Source organism: Limnobacter sp. 130 (genome assembly GCF_902506325.1).
Lineage (GTDB): Bacteria > Pseudomonadota > Gammaproteobacteria > Burkholderiales > Burkholderiaceae_B > Limnobacter.
In genome coordinates this window covers 450,383-470,560 of sequence record NZ_LR732328.1, presented here as the reverse complement: position 1 = coordinate 470,560, position 20,178 = coordinate 450,383, and the positions used below count along the sequence as shown (strand labels likewise).

Here is a 20,178-nt window from a genome sequence, read left to right as displayed (position 1 = left end):
ATGAGCAACAGGAAATTTAATCGATGAAAGCCGAACTTGGACGAAAATCCAGACGCGCCATGAACGAGATCAATGTGGTGCCCTACATCGACGTGATGTTGGTGCTGCTGATCATTTTCATGGTCACGGCCCCAATGATCACCCCGTCGGTTATCGACTTGCCGTCCATGGCCAACACCAACCCGCCCAAACAAATGCGCCCCATTGAAGTCACCGTGCGCCAAGTGGGTAGTTTGGTGGTGAAAGACATGAAAACAAACAAAAGCACTGAAGTGACGTTGGAGCAACTGGCCGCAGAAGTGAGAAAACTTCAGGCAGATGAACCTGATCGCCCAGTTGTAATTTCTGCGGAAAAAGCCATTCAATACCAGGCCGTGGTCGATGCGATGGATGCACTGCAAAGTGCGCAAATTCAGAAAGTGGGCCTGCTGGTGAAGCCAAAAAGCAAATGAGCACTGATTTAACCCGTCCACGCAACGGCTGGGAATTTACATCAGCCCATGAAGCACTGCTTTCCAAAATGAGCAAGGAAAGCGGGCTTGAGGCACGCCTTGACCCACCAGTTGACCACACTGGTGAAAAGGCGGGCCTGACTGTGTCTGTGTTGGCTCATTTAACTTTGGTTGCGTTTTTTGTGGTGGGGCTCAATTGGAATACCGAAGAACCGGCCGCGTTTGAAGCGGTGTTGTGGTCTGAAATGCCAGCCAACGAACCAGTGGCTGTTCAACAACCCAAACCTGAGCCCGTGCCAGAACCACCCAAGCCCGAGCCTGTGGTTGAAACACCACCGCCACCAAAGCCGGTAGAACCTCCAAAAGCAGACATTGAATTGCCCAAGCCCGAGCCGAAGAAAAAGCCTGAGCCAAAGCCAGAACCCAAGCCCGAGCCAAAAAAACCAGAACCGAAGCCTGAACCAAAGCCTGAGCCCAAAAAACCTGAGCCCAAGCCCAAGCCTGAGCCAAAGCCTGAGCCGAAGAAAGTTGAACCAAAAATTGATCCTGAATTGGCCAAAAAGCTTCGTCAGGAAGAACTGGCCCGCATTATGGGTGGTTCGCCAAACACGGGCAGCACCTCGGCTGGCACCAGTCGCAACAAGGCGCTGTACAGCGATCGAATTCGACAGTACGTGCGCAGCAAACTGGTGTTCCCTGGAGCCGACTCAGTCGATGGAAACCCAGAAGCAGTTTTCGAAGTCAAGCAACTTCCCAATGGGGAAATTGTCTCTATCACACAGAAAAAAAGCAGTGGGTTGCCAGCGTGGGACAGCGCTGTAGAGCGCGCCTTACAACGCTCTAGTCCACTACCCAGGGCCGAAGACGGTTCAGTTGAACCGGTGCTTGTCCTCTCATTTCGTCCAAAAGACGTTTAATTCATAGTGAAACAATGAACTACGCCAACCAAGCCATGTATTTACAACCGTCAAGTACCATGTGGACCCGTTTTCGGCGTGCTGCATACACCCTCTTTGCCGCGGCCACTTTGCTGGCCACAACAACGCCTGCCCAAGCGCAACTGAAAATTGACATTACCGGCGTGGGGGCGAATCAAATCGCATTCTCCGCTGCACCATTTCAGGGCAACCAAGGTTTGCCCGAAGACATTAAAAAGGTAATTGAGGACGATTTGGTTCGCAGCGGCTTTTTTCGCTCGATCAACACCACCAGCAATGTGGAACTCAATGAGTCCACCCTGATCGACCCTTCAGCATGGAAATCAATTGGTGTTGATGCGCTGATCGTGGGTTCAGTCAAAAAGCTGCCAGACGGCAGACTGGATTTGCGCTTCAACCTGCACGACACAGCGCAACAAAAGTCATTGGGCAAATTCAGCTATGTGATCGCAGCGTCTGCCTTGCGCTTGCATGCCCACAAAATCGCTGATTTTGTATACGAGAAAATGCTGGGTGAAAAAGGCGTGTTTGCTACTCGCCTGGCGTATGTAGAAAAATCCCCAGGTCGCTATCGTCTGATTATTGCCGATGCCGACGGTGCCAATCCTCAAGTTGCACTGGCCTCCAAAGAGCCAATTATTTCGCCAGCTTGGTCACCAGACGGCACACAACTTGCCTATGTTTCCTTCGAAACTCGTAAACCTGTCGTATTTGTTCACACACTTGCAACAGGTCGTCGCAAGGCGTTGGCGAATTTCAGGGGCAGCAACAGTGCGCCAGCGTGGTCTGCGAATGGTCAGCAAATTGCTGTGGTGTTAACCAAAGATGGTGGGTCACAAATTTTCTCGATGAGTGCAGATGGATCTGGCTTGAACCGCTTGACCAACACAGGTGGAATCAACACCGAGCCCGTTTACAGCCATGATGGTCGAAGCATCTATTTCACCTCTGATCGAGGAGGTGGCCCACAAATTTACCGAATGGGTACAAATGGCGGTGATGCGTCACGCGTGACATTCGAAGGTGGATACAATATCTCGCCTCGAATTAGTCCCGATGACAAAACATTGACATATGTAACTCGTCGAGATGGGCAGTTTCGAATCGCCGCACTTGATTTGGGGGGCGGCACAGAGATGCTGCTGACCAATACAGGGCGAGATGAAAGCCCAAGTTTCGCGCCGAATGGACGCTACATTTTGTATGCAACCAAGTCGGGCGGCAAAGGGACCCTGGCCGTGGTGTCAAAAGACGGACGAATCAAGTACACCTTGAGCAGTTCTGGTGCTGACATTTCGGAACCCACCTGGGGTCCATTCATTAATGATTGATTTTGAATTTGTTTTAACTGGTTTTACACTAAACATTCTTTAGGTCTGGAGAAAAATATGAAACACTCAATGGTCAAGTACCTGGCAATTTCCGCAATGGTGGCAGTATTGGCCGCTTGTAGCTCTGCCGTTCCTTTGAACGACAAGCCTACAGTTGAATCAAAAACTGGCACAGCCCCAGGTTCAGGTGACGGCCGTGCCGTACCCACAGTAACCCCAGGTGACGCCGACCCACTGAACGACCCACAAGGTGTATTGGCCAAGCGCAGCGTTTACTTTGACTACGACAGCTACTCTGTCAAGTCCGAGTATCGCGATCTGGTTCAAAACCACGCCAAATATCTGGTTGCCAACCCAAGCCGTAAAATCGTTGTTCAAGGCAATACCGACGAACGCGGCGGTGCTGAGTACAACCTGGCCTTGGGTCAGCGCCGTGCCGACGCAGTGAAAACACTGATGCTGGCTTTGGGCGTAAAAGAAGGTCAAGTTGAAACAGTAAGCTTCGGCAAGGAAAAGCCAAAAGCCACTGGCAGCAACGAAGCAGCTTGGGCTGAAAACCGTCGCTCTGACATCGTTTACCAGTAATCAAGGAACCCATTCGAGATGACTTTTAACTTCAAGCAACTTACCTGGGCAACTGCCCTGTTCTGCGCCTTTGCATCCAATTCCGCTTTTGCGATATTCGATGACACGGAAGCACGCAAGGCAATTCTGGACTTGCGCCAGCAGGTTAAAGTGCTTGAAGATCGGGTTGCTCGAATGGAGGCCTCAAATCAGGGGCAGCTATCACTGGCCGAATCCCTGAGTGAAAAAGACCGAGAGATCGCCCGCTTGCGTGGTGATCTCGAAGTCGCCAACAACAACATTAGAAAACTGCAAGAAGACAATCGAATTCTGTATACCAATCTTGACGAACGCATCAAGCAATTGGAACCCAAGGCCGTTCAACTGGATGGCGAAGAGCTCACAGTTCCCCCCGAACAATTCAACAATTACCAAGCTGGCCTTGATCATTTCAAGGCAGGAAATTACAAAGACGCTGCCCTGCAATTTCAGGATTTCCTGAACAAATACAAACAAAGCAAGCTTGAGCCACAGGTTCGCTACTTTCTGGGCAGTACACAGTTCGCGCAGGGCGAGTATAAATCGGCACTGATTACCCAACGCGATTTGGCGAAAGACTTCCCGGACAGCCCTCGTGCTCCCGATGCATTGCTCAGCATGGCCAGCTCTCAACTGGAGTTGAAAAGTATTCCAGGCGCGAAGAAAACGCTGGGTGAGCTGATCACCAAGTACCCAGGCAGCCCCGCAGCGGCGAGCGCGAAAGCGCGACTGGAAGCACTGAAGTGATCGCACCAAACTAATCACACCCTGCACGCCCGCAAGTGTGCAGACACAGTTAAAATACTGGCACTTCAATCCAAAGGTGCCGGTTCATGGAAGAAATCAACCTTAGCAGTATCCAAAGCACTGTGCTTTGGGCCACATTCGCGGTTGGCCTGGCCTTCGGTGCCATTTCCCACCGCACGCACTTTTGCACCATGGGTGCAATTGCCGATGTAGTCAACTTTGGCGACTGGAACCGGATGCGCATGTGGTTGCTGGCCATTGCAGTTGCAGCACTCGGCTTACAGGGCTTGAGCATCACCGGCCATGCGAATCTGAACGACACCATTTTCCTAAACAGCCAATGGTCTTGGTTGTCCGGCATTGTCGGCGGTTTGCTTTTCGGCGCAGGCATGGTGTTGGCCTCGGGTTGCGGCAGCAAAACACTGATTCGCCTTGGCGCCGGCAATTTAAAGGCACTCATGGTGTTTGTCATTATGGGAATTACGGCCTACATGACGCTTAAAGGCGTATTTGGCGTGTTCCGCGCCAATTACCTTGACCCGGTTCGTTTTGAATTCAGCAGCAGCCCCTACCTCCCCGAACTCCTGGCCAATCTGATCAGCGCCGAGTCAGGCACCCTGGTTCAAATTCTGGCCATTGCCTTGCCCGCAGCCTTGTTGATCGGTACTTTGGCCAGCAAATCTGCCTGGAACAAAGAAGTGATTGTGGGTGGCGCAGGCGTGGGGCTGACCATCTTGGCAGCGTGGTGGATTGTGTTTCAGGTGGCCTACATTCCAGAACATCCGGATACCCTGGAGGCGGCCTATTTGGGTAGTTATGCAAACCGTGCCGAAGGCTTCAGCTTTGTGGCCCCCTATGCGTATACCCTTGAATGGCTCATGTTCTTCTCAGACATCACACGCGTGCTCACAGTGGGTGTAGTGGCTTGTTTCGGCGTGATTCTGGGTGCCACGGCCAACGCCTTGCTTGAAAAATCTTTTCGCTGGGAAACGTTTCAGGGTGTTGAAGACACTGCCAACCACACGGTGGGGGCTGTGCTGATGGGTGTAGGCGGCGTGCTGGCCTTGGGCTGCACAGTGGGCCAGGGTTTAAGCGGTGTAAGCACCCTTTCACTGGGGTCCTTTGTGGCTTTGGGCAGCATTGTTGTTGGCGCCATGGTGGCGTTGAAATATCAAATGTGGCGTGTTGAGCGCATGGTTTAAGTTTGATCACAAAGAAGTGAAGAAGCGCTTCTTTTTTTGAGAAAGCTCAGTTATAATCTCGGTCTTCGGCGAATTAGCTCAGCCGGTTAGAGCGACGGAATCATAATCCGCAGGTCCGGGGTTCGAATCCCTGATTCGCCACCAAACAAGAAACCCCTCAGTGAAAGCTGGGGGGTTTTTTCTTTTCTGCTTGCCTGTTGACTTTGCTCACAAATCCTTCTCAAAGAACATCCAAATGATTGCTTGATATACGTTGCATTACTATTTTTCAATAGTATTGCAACGATTGTTCAAAACCATAATCACGGTTATTATTTTTAGAAAGATGCATCTAAAAATGCACTTCAACAGTAACAATTGTTAACACAGGCAAGGAAGAGCAATCGCAGTACCAAAACAGCTGCGCCTGGTCTTTCTTCTACAAAAACAGCTTGCTAGGAGGAGATGACACGTGTTCAAGCTGAATAAATTATCTGCAGTAATCGCCATTGGATTGGGAACTGCTCTACCCGTACAAGCCGGTCTTCTTGATGACCTGATCGGTGCGAAATTCAACCCCGTAAGCACAAACAAAGGTGTGGCAGCTGAGGGCCAAAAAGGCTCGTTCACCAAGCCTTTCGCTGAGCCGTTCGTGTACGAACGCTCTGTGGGCGACGACAACAACCCAGACCTGCAAGGCTTCCGCACTGACAACAAGTGCGAAGGCATTGGCGCCAATGGGAAGCTTCGCTGCAAACCTGCCGCCGGCACCATTTCATTGCTGCCAAACGGAGACTTCCTGTACTTCAACGCCCTTGAAGGCACCGAAGATTTCGAATTCAGCATTTTGCTTGATTTTGGTCAAAAAGCCATTAACGACCAGACACGCATGATGCGAATTCCAGAGGGAGCAAACGCTGCCAGCCTGTGGACTCGCCCAACCGACGTGGATTCTGGTGCAAACCCCGACGGCTATGAAATTACTGAACTCATTCCTGGCCTGTCCAACAAAGAAACCAACAGCGCGGATGGTGCCCTGTTCTGCGCCGACGTGGCCATGCTGGCCGACGGTCGCATTATGGCCGTGGGTGGAACCGCCTACTACAGCGAGCCAGGCAGCAATTTCATTGGCTACGGTTTGACTGAACTGGAAGGCTTGAAGAATAGCCGCGCCTACAATGCCAATACCAATACATGGAGCCAGTTGGCGGACATGAACTTTGGCCGTTGGTACCCTGCGCTGATTACGCTGCCCGATAGCAAAATGTTCGTGGCCAGTGGCGTCACAAAGCTGATCAAACCAATTTATCCTAACGCACCAGAGCAAAGCGGCAGGAATGTGGTTCAAACCGAAACCTATGATCCAGTTACGAACAAGTGGACGGTAAACGCGCAAACAGCTCAACGCTCGCTTCCCTTGTACCCAAGAATTCACCTGCTGCCCAACGGCCATGTTTACTACAACGCGGGCGGTCAGGCATTCAACCCGAATGGTCAGTCTTATGACCAGCCACTGTGGAATATTTCTGCAACGTACAATCCAGCAAACCAAACCTGGTCTGATCTGGCATACGCGGGTTTTCCGCTGAAATTCAGCGACGCAGGTCTTGAGTCCCTGACTCAAATTCTGAATCCACAAACTGCTCCCAACGCAGCCATGAGCGCCCTCACCAAAACATTGATGAGCGCACCCATGAAAAGCCCTCAAGCATTGCAAAAGCTTTTGAGCACGGCGAACCCTGGGGGCAACCCTGAGCAAATGGTTCAAAAAATCGTTGGTTCAGGCATGCGTGGCTCCACATTCTCCGTCATGATGCCGCTGCGCCCCAATGCGCAGGGTCAGTACAAGGAAGCCAGCTTCCTGACAGCAGGTGGCGTTTTGCCGCTGGTTGGTGCTACTTCGCCCGGTGGATATGTGGCAGTTGCAGCTTCACGCATCGACACAGTGAAAACTGATGGTGACAATATTGTCGACTATCAAAGTGAAGTAACTGGTTCGCTGAATGAAACCCGCTGGTACGGTTCAGGCGTATTGATCCCCGATGATTCAGTCATGGTGTTCAGCGGCGGTGACCGCGACGGTGTTGCAGCCCCTGGCGTGGAATTCCCCCGCAAAACAGCAGAGCGTTTTGATCCTGTTACCAAAAAGTGGACCCAAATGGCTGTGGCCAACAACCCCCGCACTTATCACAACACTGCCTTGCTAATGCAAGATGGTCGCGTGTTGATCGGTGGCCATGCGCCAATTTCCACCTTGTACCTGAAGAACATCAATTTGGCAGCATTTGGCTTTTCACCCAACGATGGTCGTGATCCCTCTTTCGAGATTTACTCACCACCCTACGTGAACAATCCAAACCGTCCCAACTTGATTGGCTTCGCCGGTGGCAATGCAACACCTGTAGGCAACGGCAAAACAATGATGCGTGAATTCCGCAAAGGGCAACAGGTAACACTGGAAATGGCACCGGGTACGGACATGAGCAAAATTGACTCAATCTCCCTGGTTCGTCATACAGTGACAACCCACTTGACCGACGCTGACCAGCGCACTGTTGTCATTCCCAAAAATCAACTGACTGTGACCGGTCAAAGCATTCGCTTTAACATTCCAGATCAGGCAGCTGTAGTTCCACAAGGTGCCTACATGACATTCGTACGCGCCAAGCTAGCGGATGGTGCACTGTTGCCATCCAAAGCTGTCAGCTTCATGTTGAAGCATGACAATGGACAAGGAGTGATGACCGCCAATGCCCGTCGTTAAAACGAACTGGGTGAAGAAAACGCTAGGCGCCTGCCTGGCGTTTTCTTTTTCTACCCTGCTAATTTCCAGCCCATTTGTTACAAACACAGCTTTCGCGCATGCCGAGCATGGTTCGGAAGGTGGCATTCCCACCGTCAGTCCGAAAGCCAAATTACCCAAAGGCATTTCACTGCAAGTCGTGAAAACCAACGCCTATCAATTTGCATTGGCCACCGATGGACAACAGCAAATCGAGATCTTGGGAGAAGACAAACGCGCCTTTTTGCGCTTTGATGGCGACAAACTGTACGCGGATCTGAACGCGACAGGCTGGCACCGTTCCCGCCAGCCCGGTGGTGGCCCTGTGCCTGACCGGCTAAAAGACAATCCAAAAATGAAACCCAACTGGGTACTGTTGAACAAGCAACCCGGCTATGGGTGGTATGACCCGCGCTTGATCAAGGAGGACGTTGCTCATTTCAACTTGAGCCTGTTGAGTAACGGCAAACCGCTCAATGTCCGGATAGAACGTATTGAGCCAAAACCCATGACGGGTTACTGGCGCCCTTTGTTGATCAATGAGCCCGACTTCACCGGCTTGAACGCCATGGTACCCGGCCTGAGTGGCAACACCTTCATGTTAAGCCGTCTGGGCACGGCAAAAGGAGAGTTCCAGGTGCTCGACGACCAGGGGCAGCCATTCCTGGAACTTCGCAAAGATGGAGTTTGGCTAAACAGCATGCATGCCTGGGCAAACACTGTAGAACTTTTCCACAACCCGGGAACAGATCAATCGCCATGGGTCAAAGTGTCGGAAACCGGAACTGTGACCTATGCCGATCCACGCCTGGACAACAAACCCGAAAAAACCTCAGAAACTGGCAGTTGGGTTATTCCTGTCAAACTTAAAGACGGTGAGCAGCAAAGCACACTGAACGGCGAGCTTAAATGGCAAGCGATTGTTGACAAACAAAAATAATCTTTAACCGCTTGGTGTGGACTAATTGAATACACCAATGTCACCCAGGCGGCACTCTTCCTCGAATCCATACTTGCGTGCAAACGGACAATCCAGAACAGGCAAAGCCGATGGGATTTGGTAATACTTTTCCACGGCCTCCCGCAGCACCACATCCCTGAACCGCTGATAATTGAAATTGCTGCCATCCACAATCGTGAAAGGCACGCCACCAATGGTCTGCGTTTTTACCGAGATATCGCTGAGATAATCCGTGTAAAGCGATGGGTCAATCGGCTTGGCCTTGGCCACGATCCGAATGGGTTTGCCATCCATTTGCCGCCAATCCACAAAGGTATCGTCGTTGCGTGCATGGTACTTTCCAGGACCGAACACTGGTACCACTTGGCCATAGTGGTAGGTCATTAACGCGGCGGGTGAATAGGCTATTGTGGTCAGCACGCCATTGGCTGGCATGTCGCGTTTAAACTCGGCGAGAATTTCAGGCATGTTTCTGTGGAAAAGCACATCTTCCTGAAAATCCTTTTTAGGCCAAACAGAAACATCGGCATGCATCAACAAGCCAAACAAAACCAGATGCGGAACAGACAAAAAAGCATTGAACCAAACGTAACGTTTCATCCAGATGCCCTGAGTGCACAGGGCCAGCAATACAAAAGCAATGGGCAGAAATCCCAGCACCCAATGCAAACCCACCGTTTTCTCGAGCGAAATAACCAGAAACAAAACCAAGGGCACAAGCAACGCGAAGGCCAAGGCGCTTTGTCGCAGCCACACACGGCTACCCTTGAGCAAACTCCACATGGCCCAAGGTGTGATCAGGTAAAGCATCATCCCCAGGTAGGTGAGAACGGTACCCCAGCCCAACTGGGCATCCTCATGCCGGTTCACCAGGTTGAACATAATGTTGTTCCAGCAATTGTGCAGGTTGTACCCAATGTTCACGCTTGCAAACGGCAAGACACCCGCAAGTAACAAAAACAGGTACTTGAAGCGCTGCCGCTGAAACAGCAAATGAAAACCAAATGCAACACCCAGCAACACTGCGAAATATTTGGACAGAAACGCCAGCCCCAAAAAACAACCCGCCAGAAAAATACCTGCGCCCGATTCAGACCGAATTGCTTTTACATACGCATAGATGGCAAGACCCATGAAAAATATCAAGGGCGTGTCGGTGGTTACAAACACAGCGAACCAGGATGCTGGCATTGACAGGTACACGGCTCCTGCCAGCCAGGCCCGGGACTCTTGCTCACGGGGCAACAACTCGCGGGCCAGCAGCACCACCCCACCTGCAATTGCGGTGGTCAGCAACAGGGTCAGGCTGCGAATTACAATTGGCTCATTGCCCAAATGGCTAAGTGCCCACAACCACCACCCCACCATGGGAGGGTGATCGTAATAACCCCAATTCAGGTCAGTCGACCACAAATGAAAGAAGGCCTCATCGCCTGTCATCGGGAAAAACCAGGCCAACCAAATTTTGATGACCGCAGTGATCACCACAATCCACCCAAAAAGGCTTTTCGCGGTTTTCAGGGTCAACTCTGGTCCGTGTTGATCGGGTCGGGAAAAGTGACTTGGCATGTGTGTAATGGGTCTTAAGAGGCCAAATAGACGAGCACACCCACGGAAGCCAGGAAGCCCCAACTGATGCGATCGTGAATGGCGAAATGCACTGGGTCGTCGATCATTTCCTTGCGGGAAGTCATGATCCAGATCCGCATCAACCAGTACAGGAACAAGGGGCAAATACCCCACAAAAACTCGGGTGTTGCATACAACATGGAGCCATTTTGACTGTCTACATACAAGGCCAACACCAGTACAGCCACAAACCCGCTGGAAATCCCCATGGACACCAGGTAGCTGAGGTCGGTCATGCGGTACCCACGCCCCTGTGGTTGAGTACCCTCAAGTTGCAAAAACTCGAGTTCAGCGCAACGCTTCACCAATGCCAAACTTAAAAAAACAAACAGGGAAATGGCCAACAGCCAACTGGATAGTTCAATGCCAGTGCCCACACCACCTGCAATCACCCGCACCGTGTACAGCATGGCCAACAGCAAAACATCCACAAAAGCCGTTCGCTTGAAAACAAATGTGTAAAGCAAGGTAACCACGGTGTAAACCAACAACACCAAGGTAAATTGCCAACCCACTGCAAACCAGGCCACAGCAAAACCCAAAAGGCCCAAAAGCTTCATGAACACAAAGGCTTTGCCAATGCCAAGCGCACCACTGGCCATGGGGCGATGGCGCTTGCGCGGATGTTGGCGATCCGCGTTCAAGTCCATCAGGTCATTCCAGATATACGTCGAGGACGCCAAAAGGCCAAACGCCAAAAAGCCCCATGCCATTTTGCTCCACAGAACGATGTCAGTTTCATGGGCAGCAATCAGCGGTAAAAACAGCAATCCGTTCTTTGCCCACTGTTGCAGGCGCATTGCTTTGAACCACACTTTCAAGCCTGTGCGGCGTGTATCAAGGCGGTTCAACTGAATGCCTGCTGCTGCAGCCTTGCTGCGGGTACTTCGCCCCGTGTTCACACCAAAAGCGAGCGCCGCCCGCTTCCAGATCGGAATGTCCACAGTGGCATCGCCAAAATACATAAAGGGCTGACCTTGGCTGTCTGCCTGAATGGCTTGCAGTTTCTGCTGCCCTTTCAAATTGCTGTGTTCGCTGGCAATAACCCTGGCAAACACGCCCAGACGAGTAGAAATTTTCAGCACATCGCGCCGCATGGAGGCACTGGCCAAGACCAGTTCGTGTCCGGCAGAGCTCAGCTGATTCAAGCGCTCAAGTACCAAGGGATCAATCGGCAAGTGATCCAAAACCGGGTCGATTCGTTTGGCCAACTCGGTTTTAAATACCCAGGCTCCGCGAATTGCCCACACCAACATTGGAAACACGTAAAAAATATTTCGCTTGAGAAGCAACAAGCAACTTTCAAGCAGCACATCCGATGGGCTCAGCGTGCCGTCCAGATCAACGTAAACAATAGGCTTGGTCATTTTGGTTTGGACAAACCACTGAGAAGTGACTGCGTTGGCTCTTCTTCCCAATGGGCTGCACCAAGAAACACCATCACGATCTGCTTCACAAAATTGTCGAGCATCTCTTTCTCAATTTGTGGTTGATCAGCCCTGACATCCAGAAAGTCAGTGGCCGAGTTCATCATCAAAGTAACCACCAAACTACAAATCAAGGTAAGGGTGTGTGTAGAAAGTCCGGGGAAAATATTCAACAGACGCAAGTCGCTGGCCATCTCATTGGTGAAATGTGCAATTTCATTTCGAATCGCATTTCGCAACGATTGCGAACCGCCTGATCTTTCGGAGCTGATAAAACGCCACTCCAGGTGATGTTGCTTCAGGTAAGTCACAAACACACTCACGGAATGGCGAATCATGTCCTCACCGGGCAAACTGGCCTGCCTTGCTTCACGAAGCAAACGCCGCAAGGTAATACCACCGTCCTCAACAAGGGCCAGACCCAATTCATCGGTGGTCTTGAAATGTCGATAAAACGCGGTCGGCACCACGCCAGCCTCCCGGGTAATTTCCCGAATGCCCAAGGCGGTGAAGCTGCTCCCGTTGCCCACAAGGGTAAGTGCAGCCTGCATCAAATTCTGGCGTGTTTGTTCTTTGCGTCGCACCCTGGCCTGTGTTTCATCCACTGGCTTGGTCGCGGCGCTTAATCTTGTTCTCATGGTTCTTGCTCGAGCCTAGTCTGGATCAGACAACTTCCTGATCTACCCCGTTATTGTAATGAAAAGCAGCCTGTTCACAGCTTAACAGTCTGCAAGCCTGTGAAATAGGACCTGAACACACTGAAAAGAAGCAACAGAACTAAGCCATTTCGAGAATTATTACTGTAATTACGGGTTTTGCGTATTGACTGCATGAACCCAAGACGATTAACTCCCCCTAAAGAGGGTTGGAAAAAGGTGTTAATCCAATAAAGATGTTTACATGCTCACATCTGGTGACACCTTTTCAACTAGCTTTTCCTCGGGAGGAGACATTCATGCCATCAAACCAAATTTTGGTTATTGAGGATCACCCACTTTTCGCAACCGGCATTAAAGACCTGGTCGAATTCGTGGCAACCAACGCAGACATTCTCTGCGCGGCCAGCATCGCTCATGCCAAAGAACTGTGCGCCAAGAATTCGCCGGCGTTAATCATCACCGACCTGCGTCTACCCGACGGTCAAGGGCAAGAGGTGATCGACGCCCTGGCCTTGATGAGTGCTAACCTGCCCACGTTAATCATGAGTGGCGATGACACACTTCTTCACTCTGTGATACCGAACCAGCATGCCCCATCGTGGACACTGTCCAAATCAGAAGGGTTTGAGCAAACCTCCGCTGTATTGCTGGAGGCGCTTACCCGTGCAGGCGTACAGGTTCAGTGGCGCCCCAATGCCCTGTCAAATCGCCAAACCAACGGCGAACATATCACCGGGCGACTGGGTCAGAACAACGGCATTCAGTTAACTCACAAACAACAACAAGTCATGCATTTTCTGGCCTCGGGTCTTTCTAACAAGGAAATTGCCCGAAAGCTCGATTTGTCACCAGAAACAATAAAAACACACTTGCGCGAGATTTTCACGCGCATGAATGTGAAAAACAGAACCCAGGCCGTCAGTCTTTATCGCAAAATTCCGCGACTCAATGCGTCAGCCATGGCATAGAAACCAATAGCCGGCAACAAGCCGGCCAATTCTAATAACTATAAAATGACAGACAGTTCACTATCAGGGTTAGCCGTACTGCTGGGTATTGCCTTATACCCATTCTTTGCAAATCACCTTCCCAATCAACGGCAGAACGCAGCCGCCGTGATTGGTGTGGTTCTGCTGGGATTCATCATTCTTGGTTTCGACACACAACCAGTACTTCAACATGGTGATCCGGTACACGCCGCCTTTCAATTGCTTTCATTTTTGTTTTTTGGCAGCGCTTTTCTGGGTCGAAAACGAGGCCTTGTCTCCGCAGAACGATCAGCTTTGGTGCCCTTTTCAATTGCGTGCATTACAGCGCTTGCCGATATGTTCACCACCTCTGGCCTGGTCTACACCGTATTTATTGGCATTCAAGCGGTCTGTTTATTGATCATCACCAAAACCTACAGCAATTTGCCCAAGGTCACGTTAATCAAGGCCGTGTATTTCAGCGTGCTGTATTGCATCGTCAACGGACTCTTCCATGCCTCTACGTCCACAGATCTGGCCTTGCTTATCGACTTCTCTGTGGTCAAGGTTCTGTTTTACATCCTGCTCGGTACCTGTGTTTTTCACATGGTGTTTCAGGATTTTTCACGTACACGTACCAAAAAAGGGCTTGAAGGACAGACAAGAATTGATCAAGACATCATGAAGTTCGCATTTCGGGGACGACGGGTTTTAAAAGACTTTCGGCATGACCTGCGCCAACCCCTTAGCACCTTGGGAATATTGGCCAGCGTGGGGAAAGCCATCTCGAAAGACCCAGAGGTAACCGCTCGGTATCAGCACATTCAAACGGCTCAAAAAGCACTAAAAAACATGCTTGAGGATTTTTTTGATCAATTGGGCAATGCAATCAAGTACCCCCAGGTTGAGCACTCAGCCCCAATGGCCCCGGTCGCAGTTCACGACATTCTTGCGCCGCTGATTGAAGAATACCGGATGCTGGCGGACGTTAAAGAACTTCAGATTCGGTATGTACCCAGTGAAATCACAGTCATGAGCAACAAAGAAGCTCTGTCGAAAATAATTCGCAATGGACTGGACAATGCCATCAAATACACCAACAAAGGTGGCGTGGTCGTAGGACTGCGAAGACGAAAAGGGCGGGTGAGCATTCAGATCGCAGACACAGGTTCGGGCGTCGAAAACAACAAAGTGGCGGCGCACAACAAAGGCTGGGGGCATGGCTCCAACATCGTTAGAGACCTAAGCGAGCAGATACTTGCCAAAACAGAATGCCGCAACCGGTATTACGACGGTAACCTGGCCGGTTCGGTATTCGAAGTGATATTGCCCGAAGAGGCTGAAGTCAACCACCGCAACAAGCGACCCGCTTTGACTGCCCAAATGGTATTTGAAGCCCAAGTAATGGCCATGAGCAATGAGCATTTGCTCGAAATTCAACGAAAGCTACCCGTTCAAGGGTTCGACAAGGTGGAGTTCAATCGCAACGGTGCCTATCGAGCTTACCTTACCGCCCTACGCAAAGGCATGTCACCTGTTTACATACTGTATGCAGGCGACCCGGCGCAAAAGGTAAATGCCATTGAGCAACTGAAACTTCTTGGATCTCTGCTTGACTATGAGCCCTGCTGTATTTTGATCTACAACGCGAGCCAGGAAAACAACCCTCAAGTTGAGTTTGGACATGAAATGATTCGAATTCCGTTGATCCCAGGTCAAGCTGACGCCTGTCTTAGCGTGATATCCGAACTTTTTCCACATAGGGAGAAAACACCGCCAGAATTCAACACCCCGCAGAGCGATTCAAAAATTGCCGGCAAAAATATTACTAATTCACTGATACCAAACTAACCACCGCCAGGTTTTTTACTTGGCCGTATGCAAAGCACCCAGAACTGCGGGTCTGCTTGCACCCGTAACCGTAGGGCAGTTGCCCGCCAGGTTCAGTAGATACTGCACACCCAACCAGGCAAACGCAGTTGCCTCAACCGCCTGTGCTGGCAGGCCTAGGTTCTCAATTGGCAGCACGTCGGCCGGTGCGCATTCACAACGCAACTGGCCAATCAAAGTGCTGTTTCTCGCGCCACCGCCACACACATACACTTGTTCAACCAACACGGGCAAACACGACTTCACCGCCCTCACCGTCAAGGCCAGCAACGTTGCCATTATGTCTTCGGAAGAAAGTTGATTCGAATCGGCAAGGCATTGCTCAAACCACTGCGCGCTGAAATCATCGCGACCCGTACTCTTTGGCCAAGATTGATGAAAGAAAGGATGCGCCCAAAAACGTTCAAGCAGGTCCGTGTCTGGACTACCCATGGCAGCGATCTCGCCATCTTGATCCATCGGCAAACTGAAGGCACGTTGAGCCCACAGGTCCATTAAACAGTTGGCGGGACCGCAATCCCCCCCTGTCAGGGCCTGACCTTGCCCATTCAGCACAGTCAAGTTTGAAAAGCCACCCAGGTTCAAGACCGCAGTTTGATCGTAAACACCCTTACCATTCAACCAGGCTTGGTGAAAGGCAGGAACAAGGGGAGCACCCTGCCCGCCCAATGCGATATCTTTAGACCGAAAATCATGTACGACATCAATGCCTGTTTGGCTGGCCAGCAAAGCCCCGTCGAGCATTTGATAGGTATACCCAAGATCGGGGCGATGACGAAGTGTTTGCCCATGGGCACCCAGTACCCGCACATCGCCAGAATCAAGTCCAAGAAAAGACAGCAATTCATTGACCGCGCCAGCGTATTGATCTGTCAGATCTTTCCGGGCCTGTAAAAGCGTGGCGATTGGGTCAATATTGGGAGCAAAACGAGGGGGGATTTCCTGTAGGGACAACAGTACTTGCTTTAACTCAGGCGGAAACTCGGCACTGAACACGCCGAGAAACCGCATTTCCTGAGAGTCAGGATCAATTTGAACTGCCGCAACGTCAACACCATCTGTACTGGTGCCAGACATGGCGCCCAAGGCAATCATGGCTTATTGGGCACGGGCCAAACGTTGCGCGGTAGCCAACTCCATGCGACGATCCAGTGCCAACTGTACCCGCTTGAACTCACCGAAGGAGTTGCGATCCAGCGGCTCGGCCTGTGCAACGGTAATACTCAAGGGATTTTTAGGAACGCGGTTCACACGGAACTCATAATGCAGGTGCGGGCCGGTTGCCCACCCAGTGGAACCCACGTAACCAATTACATCGCCTTGCTCAACTTTCTGCCCCACGCGCACACCTTTGCCAAAACGGGATAGGTGCGCATACGCAGTGCTGTAACCACTGTGATGCTGTATTTCAACAAAATTTCCATAACCGTTCTGGGTGCCGGCGAACTTGACCGTACCACTTGCGGTGGCCATGATGGGCGTGCCCGTGGGCGCTGCGTAATCAACGCCGTTGTGCGCTTTCCAGCGCTGTTGGATCGGATGGAAACGACGGGGGGTGAAACCCGAGGAAATGCGTGAGAATGCGAGGGGTGAGCGCAGGAAAGACTTTTTCAGGCTACGGCCTTCCTCGTTGTAATACCCCGCATTGCGGTTACCGCTTGGCGCAAACCAATAGGCCTTGAACGGCTTGTTGTTGTTCACAAATTCTACGGCCAATACCCGACCCGCTCGCGCAGAACGGCCTTCGAGGGTCAGGTCTTCATACACCACCTTGAACTCGTCGCCCTTGCGTAGCTCACGGTGAAAATCGATGTCAGAACCGAAAATTTCTGTCAGCTGAATTGCGACGGAATCTGGCATCCCGGACTTGTCAGCCGCAGCGAACAGGGAAGACTCAATTTGCCCAGAACGAAATACGATTTGCTTCTGAAAATTTACCGATTCAAGCTTGGCGGTGAATTGACCATTTGTTTTTTGAACCAGAATCGATTCCTGGCTGTCTTCATCGATACCGCTTTTGTAGCGCAGCCATTGCAAATCACCGTCGGCAGTTTGTTGAACCGTGAGCACTCGTCCGGCGCGCAAATTAACCAGGTTACGCGCTGTTTTGTCTTGCCCCAAAAAAGCCGCCAAGCCGCTGGTGTTTACGCCCATTCGGTCAAGCAAACCCACTAGGGTATCGCCCCGGCGAATACGTTCTTCAGCCACCAAAGGGTCAAAGGTGTACACGCCCTGTTCGGCCAAATTCAACTCCACAGCCTCGACCACGACCTCGGAGTTCAACAGGGCGGAATCGACCGGGGAATTTTGAACAGAGCCAGCGATTGCAACCACTGCACCAAGAACAGGGAACGAAAAAAACCCTACAATGACCCACTTTCTATGATTGTGAGATTGGGGAAGCGCGGAGTCGGCATATTGCCACCCCGACTTGATAAGGTGCTTGGTAAGAGAAAAACCCTGTCCCCATGCGGCGATTGCTCGCTCTAGTAAATTCTGAAGCATCATGTTTTAGTTTTAGAGGTGTGAAAGTTCACGAGCCGATCGCCCACAATCAGCTTTATTTTCAAAAATACAACACTGAAGTTTGCAAGAGTGTAACAAAGGATTGCCAAATGAACCAGTCACCTGATAGTAGCCCCCCCAAAATTACGGAAATTACTGAGAATTTGTCTGATTCCGTTCGGCACGCACTTGAAGTGACCAAGCGCGGCTGCGAAGAACTGTTAATTGAATCGGAGTGGATTCAGAAACTGGTTCAAAGCGAAAAAACAGGCAAACCCCTGCGCATCAAATTGGGATTGGACCCTACGGCACCCGACATTCATTTGGGTCACACCGTGGTACTCAACAAGCTTCGCCAACTTCAAGACCTGGGCCATCAGGTTATTTTCCTGATTGGCGACTTCACCTCGATGATCGGCGACCCTTCCGGTCGAAACAGCACACGCCCACCGTTGACTCGCGAGCAAATTCAGGAAAACGCCAAAACCTACCATCAGCAAGCTGTGAAAATTCTGGATGCTGACAAAACTGAAATTCGATTCAACAGTGAATGGTGCATGCCCTTGGGCGCCGATGGCATGATCAAACTGGCTTCCAGCTACACAGTTGCAAGAATGCTGGAAAGGGAAGACTTTACAAAGCGATATCAAGGGGGTATTCCCATTGCTATTCACGAGTTTCTGTACCCGCTGATGCAAGGCTATGATTCCGTGGCCCTTCAATCGGATCTGGAAATGGGCGGCACCGACCAGAAATTCAACTTGCTGGTGGGCCGTGAACTTCAGAAACAACACGGGCAGGCCCAGCAATGTGTTTTGACCATGCCGTTGCTGGTGGGCACGGATGGCGCCGACAAAATGTCAAAGTCCAAGAACAACTACGTGGGCGTGACCGAAACCCCGTCGAACATGTTTGGCAAGGTGATGTCGATTTCAGACAATTTAATGTGGAACTGGTACACCCTGCTCAGCTTCAAATCAATTGCGGAAATCGAAACCCTTAAAACCGCCTGTGCCAATGGGGAAAATCCGCGCAATGCAAAGGTGGCCCTGGCCCAGGAACTGGTGACCCGTTTTCACAGCCAGCAAGCCGCTGTGGACGCCCTGGCTGAATTTGAAGCCCGCTTCAAGCAGGGTGTTCTTCCCGACGACATGCCCGAAGTGGTTTTGGAATTGCCGGAGGGTGAAACCGACGCAGGCTTGGCGTGGGTACTGAAATCAGCCGGGCTGTGTGAAAGCAGCAGCGACGCCAACCGGAACATTCAACAAGGTGGCGTAAAAATTGAAGGTGAAAAGGTGACTGACAAAGCAACCCGCCTGCCCAAAGGCAGCCATGTGATTCAGGTGGGCAAACGCCGATTCGCAAGGGTGCAGTTGAATTGAGTACACACGCCTCGAATTTCCGAACCGTTGTCAGCAAGAAACCCAAGGGCACCCGTTTCATTCTGGTGCGCCATGGCGAAACAGACTGGAACAAGGAAAAACGTTTTCAGGGGCACACCGACATTGCCCTGAATACCCACGGCGTGTTGCAGGCCCAACTTGTTCGGCGTTATTTTGATCTGCTGGAAGCGGCTGGCATGCAACTTTACGAATATTGCGTCAGCAGCGACCTGGGCCGCGCCCACACCACCGCCAAAACAATTCATGGCGACAAAACCCCCGCAATCGTGTTGAGCAACAGCCTGCGCGAACGAAACTACGGACACCTGTCCGGGCTGACTGGCGATGAAATGCACGAGAAAAGCCCAGAAGAATTTGCCAGTCTTCGCAACCGCGTACCCGATGCACCCTTGTTGGGTGGCGAAAGCCTGGAGCAGTTTTACCAGCGCGTAGTATCTGCATTTCAACAAATCGCAACTGAACAACAAGGCCGCACCACGCTGTTGGTGGCCCACGGCGGTGTACTGGATTGTATTTACCGGTACTGCGCAGGCGAACCGCTTGAAAAACAACGTGACTGGCAACTGCCCAACTGCGCCCTGAACGTGATCAACATTGAGCCTTCAGGCGATAAAAGCGTACCCGTGTGGGCCTGGCTGGGACATTTGAACAACGATAAACCTGGCCAAAACATGGACGAAGTCGATGGTCGAATCGCTTGAA

Annotated in this window: 17 protein-coding genes and 1 tRNA gene; 13 read left to right on the top strand and 5 right to left on the bottom strand. The window is 51.3% G+C overall.

Annotated features, from left to right (window positions below):
• The first annotated feature begins 23 nt into the window (after positions 1 to 23).
• From tolR to FRIGORI9N_RS02215, 9 genes are all read left to right on the top strand, one after another.
• The gene (gene tolR / locus FRIGORI9N_RS02255) at positions 24 to 452 is read left to right on the top strand and encodes a protein TolR (RefSeq protein WP_159568282.1); all 429 of its coding nucleotides are present in this window, start codon (positions 24 to 26) and stop codon (positions 450 to 452) included.
• Positions 449 to 1,369: an energy transducer TonB gene (locus FRIGORI9N_RS02250; RefSeq protein WP_201301393.1), complete on the top strand. Its 921-nt coding sequence runs from the start codon at positions 449 to 451 to the stop codon at positions 1,367 to 1,369. Before tolR ends, FRIGORI9N_RS02250 begins: the two co-directional genes overlap by 4 nt.
• Positions 1,370 to 1,383: 14 nt before the next feature.
• A complete protein-coding gene (tolB, locus tag FRIGORI9N_RS02245; protein ID WP_159568281.1) occupies positions 1,384 to 2,721 on the top strand; it encodes a Tol-Pal system beta propeller repeat protein TolB in 1,338 nt (445 codons plus the stop codon).
• A 57-nt stretch (positions 2,722 to 2,778) separates the two neighbouring features.
• Positions 2,779 to 3,306 carry a peptidoglycan-associated lipoprotein Pal gene (gene pal / locus FRIGORI9N_RS02240; RefSeq protein WP_159568280.1) on the top strand — a complete coding sequence of 176 codons (528 nt, stop codon included), beginning with the start codon at positions 2,779 to 2,781 and terminating at the stop codon, positions 3,304 to 3,306.
• 18 nt (positions 3,307 to 3,324) lie between these two features.
• A complete protein-coding gene (gene ybgF, locus FRIGORI9N_RS02235) occupies positions 3,325 to 4,071 on the top strand; it encodes a tol-pal system protein YbgF (RefSeq protein ID WP_159568279.1) in 747 nt (248 codons plus the stop codon).
• 86 nt (positions 4,072 to 4,157) lie between these two features.
• Positions 4,158 to 5,273 carry a YeeE/YedE family protein gene (locus tag FRIGORI9N_RS02230; RefSeq protein WP_159568278.1) on the top strand — a complete coding sequence of 372 codons (1,116 nt, stop codon included), beginning with the start codon at positions 4,158 to 4,160 and terminating at the stop codon, positions 5,271 to 5,273.
• 67 nt (positions 5,274 to 5,340) lie between these two features.
• Positions 5,341 to 5,417 (top strand) — tRNA-Met (locus FRIGORI9N_RS02225).
• Positions 5,418 to 5,724: 307 nt separating this feature from the next.
• Positions 5,725 to 8,016, top strand: coding sequence for a galactose oxidase-like domain-containing protein (locus FRIGORI9N_RS02220; RefSeq protein ID WP_159568277.1), 2,292 nt, complete (start codon positions 5,725 to 5,727; stop codon positions 8,014 to 8,016).
• Positions 8,003 to 8,974 (top strand): hypothetical protein, encoded by a 972-nt coding sequence (locus FRIGORI9N_RS02215; RefSeq protein WP_159568276.1) that lies wholly within the window; start codon positions 8,003 to 8,005, stop codon positions 8,972 to 8,974. The genes FRIGORI9N_RS02220 and FRIGORI9N_RS02215 overlap by 14 nt, the downstream gene beginning before the upstream one ends.
• A 21-nt stretch (positions 8,975 to 8,995) precedes the next feature.
• Here the strand turns inward: FRIGORI9N_RS02215 and FRIGORI9N_RS02210 are convergent, their stop codons facing one another.
• The 3 genes from FRIGORI9N_RS02210 to fabR are packed head-to-tail and all read right to left on the bottom strand — an operon-like array spanning position 8,996 to position 12,689.
• A complete protein-coding gene (locus FRIGORI9N_RS02210) occupies positions 8,996 to 10,564 on the bottom strand; it encodes a glycosyltransferase family 39 protein (protein ID WP_159568275.1) in 1,569 nt (522 codons plus the stop codon).
• Positions 10,565 to 10,578: 14 nt separating this feature from the next.
• Entirely contained in the window at positions 10,579 to 11,991 is a 1,413-nt protein-coding gene (locus FRIGORI9N_RS02205; protein ID WP_159568274.1) for a UbiA family prenyltransferase, read from the bottom strand.
• Positions 11,988 to 12,689 carry an HTH-type transcriptional repressor FabR gene (gene fabR / locus FRIGORI9N_RS02200; protein ID WP_159568273.1) on the bottom strand — a complete coding sequence of 234 codons (702 nt, stop codon included), beginning with the start codon at positions 12,687 to 12,689 and terminating at the stop codon, positions 11,988 to 11,990. Before fabR ends, FRIGORI9N_RS02205 begins: the two co-directional genes overlap by 4 nt.
• A 317-nt stretch (positions 12,690 to 13,006) precedes the next feature.
• On the opposite strand from fabR, the gene FRIGORI9N_RS02195 reads away from it, so the two are divergent.
• The gene (locus FRIGORI9N_RS02195; RefSeq protein WP_159568272.1) at positions 13,007 to 13,678 is read left to right on the top strand and encodes a response regulator transcription factor; all 672 of its coding nucleotides are present in this window, start codon (positions 13,007 to 13,009) and stop codon (positions 13,676 to 13,678) included.
• A 45-nt stretch (positions 13,679 to 13,723) separates the two neighbouring features.
• Complete coding sequence (locus tag FRIGORI9N_RS02190) at positions 13,724 to 15,529, top strand: HAMP domain-containing sensor histidine kinase (protein ID WP_236550778.1); 1,806 nt, start codon at positions 13,724 to 13,726, stop codon at positions 15,527 to 15,529.
• A gap of 15 nt (positions 15,530 to 15,544) precedes the next feature.
• Here the strand turns inward: FRIGORI9N_RS02190 and FRIGORI9N_RS02185 are convergent, their stop codons facing one another.
• Together FRIGORI9N_RS02185 and FRIGORI9N_RS02180 are read right to left on the bottom strand one after the other, a co-directional pair.
• On the bottom strand, positions 15,545 to 16,663 hold the full coding sequence (locus FRIGORI9N_RS02185; protein WP_159568270.1) for an anhydro-N-acetylmuramic acid kinase: 1,119 nt from the start codon (positions 16,661 to 16,663) through the stop codon (positions 15,545 to 15,547).
• A gap of 3 nt (positions 16,664 to 16,666) precedes the next feature.
• Complete coding sequence (locus FRIGORI9N_RS02180; RefSeq protein WP_159568269.1) at positions 16,667 to 17,902, bottom strand: peptidoglycan DD-metalloendopeptidase family protein; 1,236 nt, start codon at positions 17,900 to 17,902, stop codon at positions 16,667 to 16,669.
• 281 nt (positions 17,903 to 18,183) lie between these two features.
• Here FRIGORI9N_RS02180 and tyrS point away from each other — a divergent pair, with 281 nt between their 5' ends.
• Together tyrS and FRIGORI9N_RS02170 are read left to right on the top strand one after the other, a co-directional pair.
• Positions 18,184 to 19,455, top strand: coding sequence for a tyrosine--tRNA ligase (gene tyrS / locus FRIGORI9N_RS02175; RefSeq protein WP_159568268.1), 1,272 nt, complete (start codon positions 18,184 to 18,186; stop codon positions 19,453 to 19,455).
• On the top strand, positions 19,452 to 20,177 hold the full coding sequence (locus FRIGORI9N_RS02170) for a histidine phosphatase family protein (RefSeq protein WP_159568267.1): 726 nt from the start codon (positions 19,452 to 19,454) through the stop codon (positions 20,175 to 20,177). Before tyrS ends, FRIGORI9N_RS02170 begins: the two co-directional genes overlap by 4 nt.
• The last annotated feature ends 1 nt before the right edge of the window (position 20,178 follow it).

Excerpts from the sequence above, each read along its gene's own strand:
- FRIGORI9N_RS02250 (WP_201301393.1), top strand. The coding sequence starts at position 449 with ATGAGCACTGATTTAACCCGTCCACGCAACGGCTGGGAATTTACATCA.
- FRIGORI9N_RS02205 (WP_159568274.1), bottom strand. The coding sequence starts at position 11,991 with ATGACCAAGCCTATTGTTTACGTTGATCTGGACGGCACGCTGAGCCCA.
- FRIGORI9N_RS02195 (WP_159568272.1), top strand. The coding sequence starts at position 13,007 with ATGCCATCAAACCAAATTTTGGTTATTGAGGATCACCCACTTTTCGCA.
- tolR (WP_159568282.1), top strand. The coding sequence starts at position 24 with ATGAAAGCCGAACTTGGACGAAAATCCAGACGCGCCATGAACGAGATC.
- FRIGORI9N_RS02190 (WP_236550778.1), top strand. The coding sequence starts at position 13,724 with ATGACAGACAGTTCACTATCAGGGTTAGCCGTACTGCTGGGTATTGCC.
- pal (WP_159568280.1), top strand. The coding sequence starts at position 2,779 with ATGAAACACTCAATGGTCAAGTACCTGGCAATTTCCGCAATGGTGGCA.
- FRIGORI9N_RS02210 (WP_159568275.1), bottom strand. The coding sequence starts at position 10,564 with ATGCCAAGTCACTTTTCCCGACCCGATCAACACGGACCAGAGTTGACC.
- ybgF (WP_159568279.1), top strand. The coding sequence starts at position 3,325 with ATGACTTTTAACTTCAAGCAACTTACCTGGGCAACTGCCCTGTTCTGC.
- tolB (WP_159568281.1), top strand. The coding sequence starts at position 1,384 with ATGAACTACGCCAACCAAGCCATGTATTTACAACCGTCAAGTACCATG.
- FRIGORI9N_RS02215 (WP_159568276.1), top strand. The coding sequence starts at position 8,003 with ATGCCCGTCGTTAAAACGAACTGGGTGAAGAAAACGCTAGGCGCCTGC.
- fabR (WP_159568273.1), bottom strand. The coding sequence starts at position 12,689 with ATGAGAACAAGATTAAGCGCCGCGACCAAGCCAGTGGATGAAACACAG.
- tyrS (WP_159568268.1), top strand. The coding sequence starts at position 18,184 with ATGAACCAGTCACCTGATAGTAGCCCCCCCAAAATTACGGAAATTACT.
- FRIGORI9N_RS02185 (WP_159568270.1), bottom strand. The coding sequence starts at position 16,663 with ATGATTGCCTTGGGCGCCATGTCTGGCACCAGTACAGATGGTGTTGAC.
- FRIGORI9N_RS02230 (WP_159568278.1), top strand. The coding sequence starts at position 4,158 with ATGGAAGAAATCAACCTTAGCAGTATCCAAAGCACTGTGCTTTGGGCC.